A 16705-nucleotide genomic window follows, 5' to 3' on the forward strand; every position below is an offset into this window, starting at 1 on the left:
CCGGAGCGGGCCAGGAGGTGTTCGTCATGCTCGACCACGTCATCAGGGGTGCGACCGTCGTCGATGGGACAGGTGCCCCCGCGTACACAGCGGACGTAGGCATCCGTGACGGTCGGATCGCCGTGATCGGTGAGGTCACCGAGGAGGCCCGGACCTCCGAGGACGCGGCCGGGCTCGTCCTCGCCCCCGGCTTCGTCGACCCCCACACCCACTACGACGCCCAGCTGTTCTGGGATCCGTACGCGACGCCGTCCCTCAACCATGGGGTGACGACGGTGGCGGGCGGCAACTGCGGGTTCACGCTCGCGCCGCTCCATCCCGACCGTCCCGAGGACGCGGACTACACGCGACGGATGATGTCCAAGGTCGAGGGGATGTCACTGGTCGCGCTGGAGGAGGGGGCGCCCTGGAACTGGAGCGGGTTCGGCGAGTACCTGGACGCGCTGGAGGGGCGGATCGCGGTCAACGCCGGGTTCATGGTGGGGCACTGCGCGCTGCGGCGGTACGTCATGGGGCCGGACGCGATCGGCGGGCAGCCGAGTGCCGAGCAACTGGACGCGATGCTGCGGCTGTTCCACGAGGCGATGGACGCGGGGGCGTGGGGGCTGTCCACCACGCAGTCGTCGACGCACGGCGACGGCGACGGGCAGCCGGTCGCGTCCCGCCATGCGCGGCCCGCCGAACTGATCGCGCTGTCGCGGGCGGTGGGCGAGCACGAGGGGACCCAGATCGAGGCGATCGTCGCCGGATGCCTGGACCAGTTCAGCGACGACGAGATCGACCTTTTCGTCGAGATGAGCGCGGCGGCCGGGCGTCCCCTCAACTGGAACGTGCTGACCATCGACTCGGCCGTCCCCGAACGCGTACCGAGGCAGCTGGAGGCGAGTGAGCGGGCGCGGAAGGCCGGGGGCCGGGTGGTGGCCCTGACCATGCCGATCCTCACCCCGATGAACATGTCGCTGGGCACGTTCTGCGCGCTGAACCTGATCCCCGGGTGGGGGCCGATCCTGGGACTGCCGGTGCCCGAGCGGATCGAGCGCCTCCGCGACCCCGAGGTGCGGGCGGAGATGCTGCGCCGGGCGGACTCGAAGGAGGCGGGCGTCTTCCGGCGGCTCGCCGACTTCGGGCGGTACGTCATCGGCGACACGTACAGCGAGGCGAACGAGGGCCTGACCGGGATGGTGGTCAGGGACATCGCGGCGGAGCGCGGGCAGGAACCGTTCGAGTGCCTGGTGGAGATCTGCGCCGCCGACGACCTCCGTACGGTGCTGTGGCCCATGCCCACCGACAACGACCCCGACTCCTGGGCCCTGCGCGTCGAGACCTGGCGGCACGAGGACGTCCTCCTCGGCGGCTCGGACGCGGGCGCCCATCTGGACCGGATGTGCGGCGCCCCCTACACCACCCGGTTCATCGGCGACTGTCTGCGCGGCCGGAAACTGGTCGGGCTGGAGCAGGCGGTGAAGATGCTGACCGACGACCCGGCGCGCCTCTTCGGCCTGCGGGAACGGGGCCAGGTCCGGGAGGGCTGGCATGCGGACCTCGTCCTCTTCGACCCGGAGCGCGTCGACGCCGGCAAGGCCACGCTGGTGCACGACCTGCCGGGCGACAGCCCGCGCCTGGACTCCAAGGCGATCGGCGTACGGGCCGTCTGGGTCAACGGCGTGGAGGTGATCCGCGACGACGTGGTGACCGGGGCCGTGCCCGGGAAGGTGCTGCGGAGCGGGCGGGACACGCGGACGGTGAGTACGAGGTGAGTGCCGCGGGAGCCGGGCAGGGGCGGCAGCGGTTGTTCGTCGGGGGCTCCTGGGTGGAGCCCGACGGCGGGCACTACGAGGTGATCGACCCGGCGACCGAGGACGTCGTCGGGTGGGCTCCGGAGGCCTCACGGGCACAGGTGCACGCGGCCGCCACCGCCGCACGCGAGGCCTTCGGCCCGTGGTCACGGACCCCGGCGGCCGAGCGGGCGGCCGTCCTGGCCCGTACGGCGGACCACATACGACGCCACCTCGTCCCGTACGCCGAACTCGCGCAGGCCGAGACCGGCGCGACGACCGGGACGGCCCGGGGGATGCAGGTGGGGGTGGGGGCTGCCCGTTTCCAGCGGTACGCCCGTGTGGAACCGGTGGAGGAGCCGATCGCCCCGCAGATCAACGAGGCGGGACCCTTCGGCAGGGCGGCCGTGATGGGTGCCCTGGCCGTGCGCCAGCCCGTCGGCGTGGTCACCTGCGTCACCTCGTACAACAACCCCTGGGCCAATCCGGCCGGCAAGATCGCCCCAGCGCTCGCCATGGGCAACACGGTGGTCGTGAAGCCGGCGCCGCAGGACCCGCTCTCCGTGTACCGCATGGCGGAGGCATTGGAGGCCGCCGGTGTTCCGCCGGGTGTGGTGAACGTGGTGAGCGGGTCGGGGGCGGAGGTCGGTGAGGCCGCCGTGGACTCACCGGACGTCGACATGGTGAGCTTCACCGGCTCGACGGCGGTCGGACAGCGGATCGGGGAGGTGTGCGGGCGCGGGATGAAGCGCCAGCTGATGGAGCTGGGCGGGAAGGGCGCGGCGATCGTCTTCGACGACGCGGACCTGGGCGCGGCGGTGGCCGGCATCGCCACCACCTTCACCTTCTACAGCGGGCAGATCTGCACGGCACCGACGCGGGTGATCGCACAGCGCGGCGTCTACGACCGGCTGGTCACCCAACTCGCCGCCTACGCCGCCCGCTTGCCGGTCGGCGACCCGCGTGAGCCGGGCACGGTGGTCGGGCCTGTGATCTCGGCGGCCCATCGGGACCGCGTCGAGGCGTACGTGGAACTGGGCCGCAAGGAGGGGGCGAAGGTGGTGGCCGGTGGCGAACGCCCGCCGTACGAGCGGGGCTTCTACATCGCACCGACCCTGCTCGCCGACTGCACCCCTGACATGCGGGTCGTCCGCGAGGAGATCTTCGGCCCGGTCGTCGTCGTCCTCCCCTTCGACGACGACGAGGACGAGGCCGTCGCCCTCGCCGACGCCACCGACTACGGCCTCATCGACTACGTCTGGTCCGGCGACGTGGCCCGAGCGTTCCGCGTCGCCCGCCGACTGAGGGCGGGAGGCGTGGGCGTCAACACGGTCGGCCGCAACATGGAGGCCCCCTTCGGCGGCTTCAAGAAGAGCGGCGTGGGGCGGGATGTGGGGTCGTACGCGCTCCACGCCTACAGCGAGACGCAGGCGATCGTGTGGCCGGGGTGACGCGGGCGCACCGCACGGGTCGGCGGTGCCGGCCTACAGATCGAAGACGGCACGGAGCCCGATGTCGACGGCTTCCATGACGCGTTCGTCGACCGCCCCGAGGAGGCGAGAGCCGCCCCGGCGAGCTGGCCGATGTCGTACTCCGCCACGTACAGGCGAGGCCTATCCGTCGAGGTTCTGCTCCGTCGGCTCGCCGCGACCGACCGACAGGGACCAGTGGACGTTCGAGAGGGCGGTGACGGAGACGGTGCCCGCGCGGGCCGCTCCCTCAGCGGTGAACTGGTTGGTGATGCCGGTCACTTCGCCGTCGACGCAGTCCATGGGGAAGGAGGCGCCGAGGGGACGGAGGACGACCTCGATCCGGCCCTTGCCCTCGCATTCCACCTCGATGGTCAGGGTCTTGCCGTCGTCCTTCTCCGCCTTGCCGAACTCCAGCGACGCGTTGCCCCGGGACGCGTCCTGACGCAGGACGACCTCGTCGCCCATGGTCAGCTTCGGGGCACGGCCCACGGTCACTTTCGCGGCGTTGGCGGCGACCTCGGCCTCGTCGGAGTCCGCCGCCGGAGTCGCCTTCGCCTTCGCCGGGCTCGGCTCGGCCGCTCGTACGGGCCGCTCGTCCACCCCGGCGTCACCGCTCGACGAGCAGGCGGTGGTGGAGAGGAGGACCGCCGTCGACAGCAGTGTCAGGGCGGCGAGTGTGCGAGGTGACGTGCGTGCTGCGTACGACATGAACGACCCCCGTCGGTAGGCCCCGTTGATCGCGAGCGAGGTCGTGATCGTGACACCCGGCCGAGAGCGGCAACAAGGCGGAGACGTGGGTTCAGAGCAATATCTGAGGTTGGGCCGACGTCATGACCGTGTGGCCCGACGGAGCCGCGGTGGACGTACGGGACGCTTGCGACCGCCCCGGGAGAGAGTTCGTGTTCTTGGCGCGCCGGCCACCGGCGTCCTGACCGGTCGGGTGCCGCTGTCCGGCGCGCGTGGGCCGTCGGTATCAGTCGCGCAGGTCCACCCGCACCGTCAACAGCTGCGACCCCAGCACCCGTACCGCCGCGCTGTTCATGCGGGGCAGGGTGCGCAGACGGGCCACCGGGTCGTCGTCCGGGAGGAGATGGGCGGTGCCTTCGTGCCAGCGGCCCCGGATGCGGACCCGCACCGAAGGGTCTGCCTTGATGTTGCGGATGTAGTGGGACTTCTCGCCGTACTCGGAGACCAGCCAGAACGCGTCACCGACGCGTCGGCCGCCGACGGGGGTGCGGCGGGGGAGGCCGGAGGTGCGGCCGGTGGTCTCCAGGACGGTCTGGAGGGGTACGCGGCGCAGGACCGGGTTGGCCACGTGGCGTTGGAAGGACGTGACGATGCGCTGTTTGGGGTCCGTATGGCGGGACATCGGCGTGGATCTCCTCGGGACGTGGGAGGTACGGGTCACAGGATCGGGTACAGGGCAAAGGCGGTGGCTGGCCGGTGCGGGTCGTGACGTGGAATCTGTGGTGGCGGTTCGGGCCGTGGCAGGAGCGCCAGAAGGCGATCCTCGGGGCGCTGCGTGAACTGCGGCCCGACGTGGTCGGATTGCAGGAGGTCTGGGAACAGGGCGGGGAGAATCTGGCCGGGTGGCTCGCCGCGGAGCTCGGGATGCACTGGGCCTGGGGCGCGTACGGCGATCCGGGGAACTGGCAGCGGCGCATCGGGGACAGCAGCGTCGGGATCGGTGCCGCCGTGCTCAGCCGGTGGCCCGTGCTGGAGCGGGAGGCCATCGGGCTGCCGACGGGCGAGGGCGACAGCGGGCGCGGCGCGCTGTACGCGCTCCTCGACGCGCCCAGCTCCCCCGTCCCCTTCTTCACCACCCACCTCAGCTCCGCGACCGACGCCTCCGCCCTGCGCTGCCGGCAGGTCACCGTGCTCGCGGAGTTCATCGCCCGGCACCGGGGCGCCGCCGCTCATCCGCCCGTCGTCACCGGGGACTTCAACGCCTGGCCGGACTCGGACGAGATCCGGCTGCTGGGCGGCTACCGGACGGCACCGGTCGTCCCCGGGCAGGTGCTCATCGACGCCTGGGAGTACGCCGATCCGGCAGCGCCCTCCGCGACCTGGGACCTGGCCAACCCGTACGTCGCCGGCACCTTCGGACCGAGCGTACGGGTCGACTACATCCACGTGGCGCCGACCGGGCGCGGTGAACCCGGGCACGTCCGGCGCGTGTGGCGGGCCGGTGACGCCCCCGTCGACGGCGTCTGGCCGTCCGACCACACCGCCGTCGTCGCCGAACTGACGGACGGATACGGGGGCTAGGGCTGCGGGCAAGCGGGCGGGGGAGCGGGGGCGGCTCCCTGCTTCGCCCCGCCCCGCCCCGCCCCGCTCCGCCCCGCTCCGCCCCGCTCCGCCCCGCTCCGCTCCGCTCCGCAGGGCTACCGCTTCCGGCCCAGCCCTCCGTGCTGCCCGATCGGCTTCGGCTCGCCGTCCTCCGTGCCGTCCGGGCGCCACAGCGGTACGGAGACGATGCCGGGGTCGATCAGGTCGAGGCCGTCGAAGTAGCCGGTGATCTGGTCGACGGGGCGGAGGAAGTACGGGACGGCACCGGTCTCGTTGTAGGCGTCCTGGGCGCGCTCGTACTCGGGGTCGGTGCCCCGGGAACCCTCGTTGATGTTGAGGTAGCTGCCGGAGGGCAGGCCGGCGAGGAGGCGGCGAACGATGTCGCGGGCCTCGTCGTACTCGGCGACGTGGCCCAGGATGCCGCTGAGGATCAGGGCGGTGGGGCGGCTCAGGTCCAGCGTCCTGGCGGCGGCCTCCAGGATGCGCTCCGGCTCGTAGAGGCTGGCGTCGACGTACGCCGTGGCCCCCTCGGGCGCGGAGTAGAGCAGGGCGCGGGCGTGGGCGAGGACCATGGGGTCGTTGTCGACGTAGACGATCCGCGCCTCCGGCGCGCTGCGCTGGGCGACCTGGTGGGTGTTGTCCGCCGTGGGCAGCCCGGTGCCGACGTCCAGGAACTGCCGTACGCCCTCCACCTCCACCAGATGCCGGATGCTGCGCCGCAGGTACGCGCGGCTGCTGCGGGCGATGGTCACGATGCCGGGGAAGGCGCCGGCGTACGCGTCGCCGGCCGCCTCGTCCACCGGGTAGTTGTCCTTGCCGCCCAGCCAGTAGTTCCAGATGCGGGCGGAGGCGGGCACCGAAGTGTCGACCTTCTCCTTCGCCGCCGTGGCCGCCGCCGGGTCGGGCGTGGTCGCGTGATCGGTCATGGGCGCCGTCTCCTCCACCGTGCAAGGTGCGTCACCGGTGCGGACGTCCATACGGACGTACATACGGACCTGCGGACGCACGTGTTGTGTCGAGCCAAACCTAAAGCCCAACAGGGGTGTTTCGTACGCGGGTTCCCCCTACCGTTTTCGGATCTTCCCGCTGGCTGCAATCACCGACTACCGCCGCCCGAGGAAGATCGGGTTGGTGAAGGCCGCCATCGGGCCCGGGAACCCCGGGATCACCGGCGGCCGGCGGACCTCGGCGCGTACGTACGCCGCGTACGAGGCCGTCGTACGCCACTCGGCCGCGCCCGTGCCGGACTCCGGGAGCGCGGCGGAGGTGAAGAGGACGCCCTGGTCGGTGACGAAGCGGATGGTGCAGCCCGGGGAGCCCGTCGCCTCCAGCCGGACGGTGACCGGGGTGTCGCTGTCCACCTTCAGCCGTTCACCGATGCCCGCGTGCTCGCCGCGCGCCCCGGACGCCGTGAAGGAGACGGAGACGTCCTTGGACTCGGCGACGTAGGAGCGGCCGGCCCGCAACCCCTCCTGGACGGCCTCCCGGGTCAGGTCGTCGGCGAGGACGACCGTCTGGGGGCGGCCGACGGGGTCGGGGTCGCGGTGGGCGTCGCTGTTGCCCATCGCCGGGATCCAGTCGCGGCCCTCCCGTACGGAGGCCACGAGCATGCCGTCCCAGTCGGCGAGTGCCACCTCGTCCTCCGGCGAGTACGCGCCGTTCCAGACCTCCACCGCGTCCGCCTCGCCGAAGCCGAACTTCCAGTTGCAGCCGATGCAGGTGGCGTGCGGGTGGGCCGGGACGACCAGGCCCCCGGCGCGGCGGATCTGGCGGGCGTACTTGCCGAACCGGTTGTCCCGGGCCCGGTAGCGCCAGTCGACGAACGTCCCCGGGTCGATGCCGAGGGCGACCACATGGCCGTTGCGGGTGGTGACCTCCTCACCGAGCAGGACGAGGAGGTCATCTCCCGCGTGCTCGGCCCAATGAGCGTGCGCCGACTGCGTGTTGTGCTCGGAGCTGTTGATGAAGTCCAGGCCCGCGGCCCGCGCCAGCGCCGCCAGTTCGGCGGGCGTACGGCGGCCGTCGGAGTACCAGGAGTGCAGGTGGCAGTCGCCCCGGTACCAGGCCCGGCCCCTTCCCTTGGCCCGCTCCGGCGGGTACACCGGCTTCACCGGGGTCCCCGGCCTGCCGTAGGTGAGGGTGATCGTGATCTCGTACGGCAGCCCTTTCGGCGCCACCGTGTACGGGCCCAGCGCGATGTGCCAGGTGCCGGGGCGGATCGGACCCGGGAGGTAGCCGGGCGTCGCCTCGTCCGCCCGGATGAAGAACTCCGTGCGGGCGCCGCCCGACCAGCCCCGGAAGCCCTTGCCGCCGAGGTCGGTGCCACGCTCGTCGAAGACACCGATGTCGAGCGCGTTGCCCAGGGTGCCGGCCGGGACGGTCGGTCTGTCGTAGCCGTACGAGACCCGCAACTCCCGTACCCTGGCTGGCACTTCGACCGGCAGGTACACGAAATCGGGGGAGCCGGTGGGGAGGGTCCCCCGGATGGTCCTCGTCTCCCGCTCGCCGTCCGCGGCCTCGGCGCCGCTCGTTCCGAAGGTCACGCTTCCCAACGTAAGCGCGGCCGCCGCCGACGTCACGAACAGCGCGCGCCTTCCCGGTCCGTTCCCCTCACCGTGGCGGTCGTCGCACATGCTGCTGCTCCCCAGGTCGCCGTGAGTGACATGGCTCGGGTGGTGCGTGGGTGGTGCGTGGGTGGTTCGTGGTGTGTGTGCCACCTTCGTATGCGGTGGTGAACTGCCGCGCAAGAGAGGGGAGTCGACGGCTTTCCACTTGGCTGACTCACGCCGTGCCGGACATGGCCGCCACTCCGTCATGACTGAGATACTGTCCGGATACCGGACAGGTGTGAACGGGGGGCGCGTGAGGATTGCCTGGCTGTTGTGGCTCAAGGCCCACTTCGGCACATACGGGTACAGCCAGGGGCCGATACGTGGCTTGGTCGGCACGCTCGCCGTGCTCGTGACCGCCGCGACGGTCTGGGTCATGGTGCGCGACAGGAGTCCCACCGTCGCCGCGATCGCCGCCGGTGTCATAGGTGTCGTCGGCGTCGGGTGGCTGGCCCTCCACTGAGGTCCGATGCGCGCAAGTGCGCCCGGCGTCACCGCCCCGCATCATCATCATCATCACCACCACCACCGCCACCACCGCCACCGCCACCGCCACGAGGTGCCGACCGGTCGGTATGGACATCCCTCGCGTGAACGGCTACAGATGACGCATGCGCATCTCCGTGACGGTCTTCCTCACCGACGAGACGATCACTCCGACCCGGCTCGCCCGCGAGCTGGAGCAACGCGGCTTCGCGGGGCTCTACCTCCCCGAGCACACGCACATCCCGGTCGAGCGGACGACGCCGTACCCGGCCGGTGGCGAGCTGCCGCGCGAGTACGGCCGCACCCTCGACCCCTTCGTCGCGCTCGGCCAGGCCGCCGCCGTGACCGAGCGGCTGGGGCTCGGCACGGGCATCACGCTCGTCGCGCAGCACGACCCGATCGACCTCGCGAAGCAGATCGCGACCGTCGACCACCTGTCCGGCGGGCGCCTCACCCTCGGCGTCGGCTACGGCTGGAACGTGGAGGAGGCCGCCGACCACGGGGTCGAGTGGCGTACGCGGCGTGAGCTGGTGCGGGACCGGATGGCGTTGATGCGGGCGCTGTGGGCGGAGGAGCCGACCGCGTACGAGGGGGAGTTCGGGAGTGTGCGGGCGAGTTCCGCGTACCCGAAGCCGGTGCAGAAAGCGAGGGGACCGGTGGTGGGCCCGCGCACTCTGATCGGCGGGGCCGCCGGGCCGAAGCTGTTCGCGCACATCGCCGAGTACGCGGACGGATGGCTGCCGATCGGCGGGCGGGGCCTGGGCGAGGCCCTGCCGTTGCTGCGGACGGCCTGGGCGGACGCGGGGCGCGATCCGGGGGCGCTGCAGGTGGTGCCGTACGCGGTGCAGCCGAGTGCGGGGAAGCTGGCCTACTACGCGGAGTTGGGCGTGGAGGAGGCCGTGGTGCAGTTGCCTCCGGCGGGGGAGGCGGAGGTGCTGGGGCTGCTGGACGAATACGGCGCGTATCTGTCGTAGTTCCTTGGGAGTCGGTAGCCCGTGGGAGCCGACGGGCTGTGGGAGTCGACGGCCTGCGGGAGTCGACGGCCTGCGGGAGCCGATGGGCTGTGGGGAGCCGATACCTGTGGGGAGCCCGGGTGCCGTCCGCCCCGCCGGTCACTCGTCCTCGGGGTCGCAGTTGAGGTCCGTGCTGGCGTACCAGTCGTACTCGAAGGCCGGGTAGGTGTCGATCTCGGTGGGGGGTTCGACGCACCAGATCATGTTCAGATCGCCGCCGAGGAGCACGGAGTCGGTGTTCTGCGCGGTGACTCGGCCGCGGCTGCCCAGCAGGGACACCTTTCCGCAGTGGCCGAGCAGCATGACGACGACATCGTCGCCGGTGATCTCCACCGTGCCGCCCCGGCACGTGTGGGTCAGCTCCGCCTCGTCGTCGTCGATCTTCAGCTCCGTCGGCGGGTCGGGCTTCTCCTCGGTGGGGGTCGGGGAGGGCTCCGGCGTGGGGGTCGGCTCCGGCGTCTCGGGCGGAGGCGTGGCCTCGGGGTCCGCGGGAGCCCCGCAGTCGGCCGGTCCCGTCTCGCCCAGCGGCGGGTCGGCGTCCTCGTCAAGTCCCAGCTCGCGCAGGGTCTCAGCGGTGTGCGCGAGCGCTACGGACTCCCTGGACGCCTGGCATTTCGTCCGCGTGTCGACGACCTGCGTCGAGATCACGACGTTCCCCGTCCGGGTGACGACCTGCACCTTGGACAGCGACGCGGTGGCGGCCTCCTCGCCCAGGCCCGGTGTGTCCGTCGGCGCGCCGAGATCCTTGCGGTACTCGTCGTACAGCTTGGAAGCCACCTCCACCGCGCTGCGCGACATCTGCGGACGCATGACGTTGACATCGACCGAGAGGAGGTAATAGCCGACGTATCCGTGGTCGTAGATCGGTGGACCCCAGAAGGACCCCGCCTTCAGCAGGGGTGCTTCCTCCGAGGTCGTCTCGCCGCTCCAGGAGCATCCGTACAGCTCCGCCTCGCGCGTGTCGTCCAGGGCCGCCGCGTAGCCGCTGGGCAGGTCCAGGCTCGGGCAGTACAGGCTCGCCATGGAGTACGGGCCGGCCGCCCCCGGGGTGAAGCTCGTGACGAGGAGGGCGCCCAGGGCCAGGGGCAGGGCGGCCGTGTTGACGGTGGTCGGGGGAAGACGAGAGCGATGCGGCTCGGCGGGTGCCGTGAACGCGCCACCGGCCAGACGCTCCTGTAGGCGGGCGTGACGGAACTCGTATACGCCGCCCGACTGACGCAGTACGCCCCGCGCGTGCGCGTCCTCCAGGAAGGCCCCGAGCGCCCACGGCAGTGTGCCGGTGACGGCGAGGGCGGTGCGGGTGGCCGTGAAGCCCCACCACGCCGAGGCGGCGACGCCGAGCAGGGCGAGTGCCATGAGCGAACCCAGGCCGCTGATCCACCAGATGAGCGGGCCGACCGCGTCCCGGCCGCCGGTGTGGTTCCAGGCGGTCACGACGATCACGGGTCCGAGGGCCGCCCAGACCAGCAGCCAGGGGCGGCGAGGGTCGGTGTCCTTGCCACGCAGGGCGTAGACGGGCGCGAGGAGGATCAGCGCCCGGCGGTCGGCGAGCAGCAGCGCCCGGGGGCTGCCGGCCTCGGAGACATCGACGGCGTGGTCGACGAACTTGCGCAGCGCGAAGAGCAGCGGCAGGACGACCAGGATCGCGGGGGTGACCCCCAGGGGCACACCGAGCGGCAGAACGGCCGCGGTCGCGATCGCGGCCTGGGTGAAGAAGGCCCGTAACCGCCCGCGTACGACGACGCGGCGTGGAGCGGTCCCGGCGTCCGCGGCGCCGAACGGCCTGCTGAGCAGCGCGATGGCACAGACCACGGCCTGGATGGCCAGGACATACGGCGGTGGCGGTTCCTGCGGCCGGGGCGGTTGGCCGAACACCAGCCAGCCGGTGACGGCGAGGGTGAGCGCGAGCGCAAACGCCTCCAGCCCCGCCCGGGCCGCCCCGGGTACGCCGGGGCTCAGCCGCCACCAGGTGATCTCCCGCAGCCCGAGGTGCTGCAGACGCAGCGCCAGCGCGGTCAGCCACTGTTCCGCCTGGGCGGCCGTCCAGCGCGGGGCCGGCACTCCGGTGGTGGCGTCGGCGCCGGGCGGGGTGCGGAAGACGGCGGTGACGAACCGGTCGAGGAGGTGGTGCTCGACGGTCTCGGCGTCGGGAAAGTCCTCGGGATCGAGGAGTTCGGAGGGCGACGCGTCCGTGTCGCTGTAGGCGGCGCGGGCGAGAGCGACCATCAGCGGGGTGGCCAGCGCCTGGCTCAGCATGGTGCCGTGCGGGTCGGGTGCGGCGTCCGTGCCGGAGTCGGGGAGCGCGTCGAGAAGCGGCTGCCATTTGGACCCGGCCGCGCCGGTGGTGGGCGCGGCGGCGCCGGTTCCGTCGGTTCCGTCGGGGACGGTCGCGTGGTCGGCCGTGTGGGTGGTGGGCGCGGCGGCGCCTCCGTCGTCGGTGGCCGGGGTGTCGGTCACGTCGATGACGGGCGCGTCGACAAGGCCGGCGACGGCGGCGGTGTCCTTGCCTTCGTCGACGGTCAGGGGAAGGAAGTTCCGCAGGTCCGTCGCGTCGAGGGGCTCGAGTTCGACCACGGCGGCGGCCCGCAGCTTGGTCCCGGCCGCCTTCAGCGCGGCCTGGTACTCCGCCTGCCGGCTGGTCAGCAGAACGGTGCCTGACGCGCCACCGCGCAGGTGGTTGAGGGCCTCGATCACCCGGGGACGGGCGGTGGCGGGCAACTCGTCGAGCCCGTCGAGGACCAGGAGGAGCCGGCCGCTGTCGCGGAGCGGGACCGACATGTCCGTACCGCCGAGGTCGGCGACCTGGGGGCAGGCCAGGCGGACCCGGCTCGCCACCCAGTCGAGGAAGCTGGTCCGGGTGTCCCAGGAGGACAGCGGCAGGAGCATGGCGACCCGGTCGGTCGGGCTGCGGCTCCCGAGCTGGTCCAGGACGAAGCGGGTGGCCAGGATGGACTTGCCGGATCCGGGGCCGCCCAGCACCACGAGTCGCTGGGAGGGCACGCTGTGGAAGATCTGCAGGATGTCGGCGAACTGTCCACCGAGCGGGATCGGCCGGTTCTCCACCTTGTCGTGGATGACCGGCCACGGGTCGTGCAGCGAGGGGTCGCCGTTGTGCCAGCGCACGGGCAGGGCCTTCGGGTCGTAGAGCCTCCGGGCCTGCTCCTCCTTCTTCCAGCCGGCGGCGGTCGTGTCGGCGAGCAGAGTGGCTGCCTCGCGCAGGCGCTGCCGTTCACCGGCCGCGCGGTACGACCGCCAGCGCCGTCTCCCCCTGCGCAGCCCGAGGCCCGCCGCGTAGAGGCAGATCAGCGCTCCCGCCGTCAGGGCCCAGGTCACCGCGGACGGAGTCCCGCTGCTCAGCTGGTCCAGGGCGAACAGGCCGCACAGCCAGGCGGCAGCGGACAGGACGAGGGTGACGGCGTAGGACAGGAGCGCCGGCCAGGGGTTGGCTCCCGCGCCGGGATGCACGATGTCACCGACGAACGAATGCGTCTGTACGACGACGTCGGCGTCCCCCTGGTACGTGTTGTGCACGGCCGGTGGCAGCGGTTGCCCCTCCGACGCTTCCCCGGTCGTGTTCTGCCGTGCTGCCTCGTCGGCCATCTGTTCCTCGTGCGAAGACCTTGCCGGGACCTCATGAGCGGTCGCCGGGCGAGTGCACGGCAACATACACCGGTCGGGGATGGGAAGTTGGGGGCCTACGGATGCTCCTGGCGCCCTAAACTCGGTTCGGACATGCGCCGTCGCAAAGACTTGGTGGGTATGCGTGAAGCCGATCACAGCCGGACTGCTGGTGGCTTTCGCCGACGGGACCGCGGGCCCGGCGGGTGAACAGGTCTGGGCCCGGCTGCGGGAGTTGGTCGCCAGCCGTCAGACGGACGGACAGGACACGTGGGAGCTTGCGGCCGAGGCCCCGCTCAGCGCGGAGCGGGCCCGAAGGCTGGCCGATCTGCTGAACCGGAGCGCGGAGCGTGATCCGGACTTCGCCGGGGCCCTGGCCGCCTGGCGTCGCAGCGTCGACGACGTGACCGCCCCCGGGGTGGCCCACAACACCGTCAGCGGCGGGACGCAGAGCGTGGTCGTCCAAGGGCATCACTTCCAGGGAGACATCCACTACGGCGGACCGGCGCGGTAGCGGGAGCTGGGACAGGGGCGGCGAACGGGCATGTACCCGGCGCCGGGCGACAGGACGACCGGTCCGTCGAGGTGCGTCGAGGTGCGTCGAGGTCCGTCGACCGTGACAGCGGGATCAGGACGGACGGCCGCGCACCGCGCTTCTTGGGACGCCGTGTGGCGAAGTGGCGAAGTGGCGAAGTGGCGAACCGCGGGCCGAGCGACGCGGACGTGGCTTGTCCGCCCTGCTCACCTCGCTCGTATGCTCGACGGATGACGACTTCCGCGACCTCTGGAAACGGCTCCACCGGCCCGACCGAGAACTCCATGCGGCGTGCGCTCAAACGCGCCCGGGACGGTGTGGCGCTCGACGTGAACGAGGCCGCGGTGCTGTTGCAGGCACGCGGCGCGGCGCTGGAGGACCTGGCGGCGTCGGCGGCGCGCGTGCGGGACGTGGGCCTGGCGGAGGCGGGCCGCCCCGGAGTCATCACGTACTCGAAGAGCGTCTTCATCCCGCTGACCCGGCTGTGCCGGGACAAGTGCCACTACTGCACCTTCGTCACCGTGCCGGGCAAGCTGCGCCGGGCCGGGCACGGAATGTTCATGTCACCGGACGAGGTGCTGGACGTGGCCCGCAAAGGCGCCGCGCTCGGCTGCAAGGAAGCGCTGATCACGCTCGGCGACAAGCCGGAGGACCGCTGGCCTCAGGCGCGCGAGTGGCTCGACGCGCACGGGTACGACGACACGATCGCGTACGTCCGGGCCATCTCCATCCGCATCCTGGAGGAGACGGGTCTGCTTCCGCACCTCAACCCGGGCGTGATGTCGTGGACGGACTTCCAGCGGCTCAAGCCGGTGGCCCCCTCCATGGGGATGATGCTGGAGACCACCGCCACCCGCCTGTGGTCCGAGCCGGGCGGCCCGCACCACGGCTCCCCCGACAAGGAACCGGCGGTCCGGCTCCGGGTCCTGGAGGACGCCGGCCGTTCCTCCGTCCCCTTCACCAGCGGTGTCCTCATCGGCATCGGCGAGACGTACGAGGAACGCGCGGAGTCCCTCTTCGCCCTCCGGAAGGTGTCCCGCGCCTACCACGGCATCCAGGAACTGATCATCCAGAACTTCCGAGCCAAGCCGGACACCGCGATGCGCGGCATGCCGGACGCCGAACTGGACGAACTGGTCGCCACGGTGGCCGTCGCCCGGCACATCATGGGCCCGGCCGGCTGCGTCCAGGCCCCGCCGAACCTCGTCGACAGCGAGTACGAGCGGCTGATCGGCGCCGGGATCGACGACTGGGGCGGAGTGTCGCCGCTCACCATCGACCATGTGAACCCCGAGCGCCCCTGGCCGCAGATCGAGGAACTCACCGAGCGGTCCCGCGCCGCCGGGTTCGAGCTGCGCGAACGCCTGTGCGTGTACCCGGAGTTCGTGACGCGCGGTGAGCCGTGGCTCGACCCGCGGCTCCTGCCCCACGTGCGGGCCCTCGCGGACCCCCGGACGGGCCTCGCGCTGCCGGACGCGGTCGTCGAGGGGCACCCGTGGCAGGAGCCCGAGGAGGTCTTCGTCGCCGCCGGCCGGACGGATCTGCACGCCTCCATCGACACCGAGGGCCGTACCGGCGACCGCCGCGAGGACTTCGACTCCGTCTACGGCGACTGGGGCGCCCTGCGCGAGGCGGCGGCGCCGGGCATGGCCCCCGAGCGCATCGACACGGACGTCCGGACGGCGCTGGCGACGGCGGCCGACGACCCGACGAAGCTGACGGACGCCGAGGCCCTCGCCCTGCTGCACGCGGACGGACCGGCGCTGGACGCACTCACCCGGATCGCGGACGACGTCCGCAGGTCGGCGGTCGGCGACGACGTCACCTACATCGTCACCCGGAACATCAACTTCACCAACGTCTGCTACACCGGCTGCCGCTTCTGCGCCTTCGCGCAGCGCCGCACGGACGCCGACGCGTACACGCTCTCCCTCGACCAGGTCGCCGACCGCGCCCAGCAGGCCTGGGACATCGGCGCGGTCGAGGTCTGCATGCAGGGCGGCATCCACCCCGACCTGCCGGGCACGGCGTACTTCGACATCGCGCGGGCGGTGAAGGAACGCGTCCCCGGTATGCACGTCCACGCTTTCTCCCCGATGGAGGTGGTGAACGGCGCGACCCGCACCGGGATGCCGATCCGCGAGTGGCTGTCGGCCGCGAAGGAAGCGGGGCTGGACTCCATCCCCGGCACGGCGGCGGAGATCCTGGACGACGACGTCCGCTGGGTCCTCACCAAGGGCAAGCTGCCGACGGCGACCTGGATCGAGGTGGTGACGACCGCCCACGAGCTCGGCATCCGCTCCTCCTCGACGATGATGTACGGCCACGTCGACCAGCCCCGCCACTGGCTCGGCCACCTGCGCACCCTGGCCGGCATCCAGCAACGCACGGGCGGCTTCACGGAGTTCGTGACCCTGCCCTTCATCCACACCAACGCGCCGGTGTACCTGGCCGGTATCTCCCGGCCGGGCCCCTCCATGCGCGACAACAGGGCGGTGACGGCGATGGCCCGCCTCCTGCTGCACCCGTGGATCCCCAACATCCAGACGAGCTGGGTCAAGCTCGGCACGGACGGCGCCGCCGAGATGCTCCGCTCCGGCGCCAACGACGTCGGCGGCACCCTCATGGAGGAGACGATCTCCCGCATGGCGGGCTCGTCGTACGGCTCCTACAAGACCGTGCGGGACCTGATCGCCGTCGCCGACGCGGCCGGCCGGCCCGCCAGGGCGCGCACCACGCTGTACGGCGAGGTCCCGGAGGAACGGCTGCGGGCGGCCGTCGCCTCGGACGGGCATCTGCCGGAGCTGCTGCCGGTGGTGGACTGACGGGCCGGCGGGCACGGGTCGGCGGGCACGGGTCGGCGGGCACGGGTCGGCGGGCACGGGTCGGCGGGCACGGGTCGGCGGGC

12 protein-coding genes are annotated in these 16705 nt (G+C 72.2%); 7 read left to right on the top strand and 5 right to left on the bottom strand.

Features of this window, described 5'->3' with window-relative positions:
* The first annotated feature begins 26 nt into the window (after positions 1-26).
* Together ACFY9I_RS10495 and ACFY9I_RS10500 are read left to right on the top strand one after the other, a co-directional pair.
* The gene (locus ACFY9I_RS10495; protein ID WP_390999339.1) at positions 27-1757 is read left to right on the top strand and encodes an amidohydrolase family protein; all 1731 of its coding nucleotides are present in this window, start codon (positions 27-29) and stop codon (positions 1755-1757) included.
* Positions 1754-3226 (top strand): aldehyde dehydrogenase family protein, encoded by a 1473-nt coding sequence (locus ACFY9I_RS10500; protein ID WP_390999341.1) that lies wholly within the window; start codon positions 1754-1756, stop codon positions 3224-3226. Before ACFY9I_RS10495 ends, ACFY9I_RS10500 begins: the two co-directional genes overlap by 4 nt.
* A gap of 162 nt (positions 3227-3388) precedes the next feature.
* Here ACFY9I_RS10500 and ACFY9I_RS10505 read toward each other — a convergent pair whose 3' ends face one another.
* Together ACFY9I_RS10505 and ACFY9I_RS10510 are read right to left on the bottom strand one after the other, a co-directional pair.
* Positions 3389-3955, bottom strand: coding sequence for a hypothetical protein (locus ACFY9I_RS10505; protein WP_390999343.1), 567 nt, complete (start codon positions 3953-3955; stop codon positions 3389-3391).
* Positions 3956-4220: 265 nt separating this feature from the next.
* Positions 4221-4616: a nitroreductase/quinone reductase family protein gene (locus ACFY9I_RS10510; protein WP_390999346.1), complete on the bottom strand. Its 396-nt coding sequence runs from the start codon at positions 4614-4616 to the stop codon at positions 4221-4223.
* Between the two features lie 74 nt (positions 4617-4690).
* Here ACFY9I_RS10510 and ACFY9I_RS10515 point away from each other — a divergent pair, with 74 nt between their 5' ends.
* A complete protein-coding gene (locus ACFY9I_RS10515; RefSeq protein WP_390999349.1) occupies positions 4691-5515 on the top strand; it encodes an endonuclease/exonuclease/phosphatase family protein in 825 nt (274 codons plus the stop codon).
* Positions 5516-5631: 116 nt separating this feature from the next.
* On the opposite strand, the gene ACFY9I_RS10520 is transcribed toward ACFY9I_RS10515, so the two are convergent.
* A complete protein-coding gene (locus ACFY9I_RS10520; protein WP_390999352.1) occupies positions 5632-6462 on the bottom strand; it encodes an SAM-dependent methyltransferase in 831 nt (276 codons plus the stop codon).
* A 177-nt stretch (positions 6463-6639) separates the two neighbouring features.
* Positions 6640-8169, bottom strand: coding sequence for a CehA/McbA family metallohydrolase (locus tag ACFY9I_RS10525; protein WP_390999355.1), 1530 nt, complete (start codon positions 8167-8169; stop codon positions 6640-6642).
* A gap of 229 nt (positions 8170-8398) precedes the next feature.
* Here ACFY9I_RS10525 and ACFY9I_RS10530 point away from each other — a divergent pair, with 229 nt between their 5' ends.
* On the top strand, positions 8399-8608 hold the full coding sequence (locus ACFY9I_RS10530) for a hypothetical protein (RefSeq protein WP_390999358.1): 210 nt from the start codon (positions 8399-8401) through the stop codon (positions 8606-8608).
* Positions 8609-8756: 148 nt separating this feature from the next.
* A complete protein-coding gene (locus tag ACFY9I_RS10535) occupies positions 8757-9605 on the top strand; it encodes a TIGR03619 family F420-dependent LLM class oxidoreductase (RefSeq protein WP_390999361.1) in 849 nt (282 codons plus the stop codon).
* 138 nt (positions 9606-9743) lie between these two features.
* Here ACFY9I_RS10535 and ACFY9I_RS10540 read toward each other — a convergent pair whose 3' ends face one another.
* The gene (locus ACFY9I_RS10540) at positions 9744-13244 is read right to left on the bottom strand and encodes an NACHT domain-containing protein (RefSeq protein ID WP_390999363.1); all 3501 of its coding nucleotides are present in this window, start codon (positions 13242-13244) and stop codon (positions 9744-9746) included.
* A gap of 163 nt (positions 13245-13407) precedes the next feature.
* On the opposite strand from ACFY9I_RS10540, the gene ACFY9I_RS10545 reads away from it, so the two are divergent.
* Positions 13408-13776, top strand: a complete 369-nt coding sequence (locus ACFY9I_RS10545; protein WP_390999366.1) for a hypothetical protein — start codon at positions 13408-13410, stop codon at positions 13774-13776.
* 251 nt (positions 13777-14027) lie between these two features.
* Positions 14028-16622 (top strand): bifunctional FO biosynthesis protein CofGH, encoded by a 2595-nt coding sequence (locus ACFY9I_RS10550; protein WP_390999369.1) that lies wholly within the window; start codon positions 14028-14030, stop codon positions 16620-16622.
* Positions 16623-16705: the final 83 nt, after the last annotated feature.

Origin of the sequence: Streptomyces sp. NPDC012510 (assembly GCF_042955065.1) — a bacterium.
Classification (GTDB): Bacteria; Actinomycetota; Actinomycetes; order Streptomycetales; family Streptomycetaceae; genus Streptomyces.

Excerpts from the sequence above, each read along its gene's own strand:
- ACFY9I_RS10495 (WP_390999339.1), top strand. The coding sequence starts at position 27 with ATGCTCGACCACGTCATCAGGGGTGCGACCGTCGTCGATGGGACAGGT.
- ACFY9I_RS10505 (WP_390999343.1), bottom strand. The coding sequence starts at position 3,955 with ATGTCGTACGCAGCACGCACGTCACCTCGCACACTCGCCGCCCTGACA.
- ACFY9I_RS10510 (WP_390999346.1), bottom strand. The coding sequence starts at position 4,616 with ATGTCCCGCCATACGGACCCCAAACAGCGCATCGTCACGTCCTTCCAA.
- ACFY9I_RS10520 (WP_390999352.1), bottom strand. The coding sequence starts at position 6,462 with ATGACCGATCACGCGACCACGCCCGACCCGGCGGCGGCCACGGCGGCG.
- ACFY9I_RS10525 (WP_390999355.1), bottom strand. The coding sequence starts at position 8,169 with ATGTGCGACGACCGCCACGGTGAGGGGAACGGACCGGGAAGGCGCGCG.
- ACFY9I_RS10535 (WP_390999361.1), top strand. The coding sequence starts at position 8,757 with ATGCGCATCTCCGTGACGGTCTTCCTCACCGACGAGACGATCACTCCG.
- ACFY9I_RS10540 (WP_390999363.1), bottom strand. The coding sequence starts at position 13,244 with ATGGCCGACGAGGCAGCACGGCAGAACACGACCGGGGAAGCGTCGGAG.
- ACFY9I_RS10550 (WP_390999369.1), top strand. The coding sequence starts at position 14,028 with ATGACGACTTCCGCGACCTCTGGAAACGGCTCCACCGGCCCGACCGAG.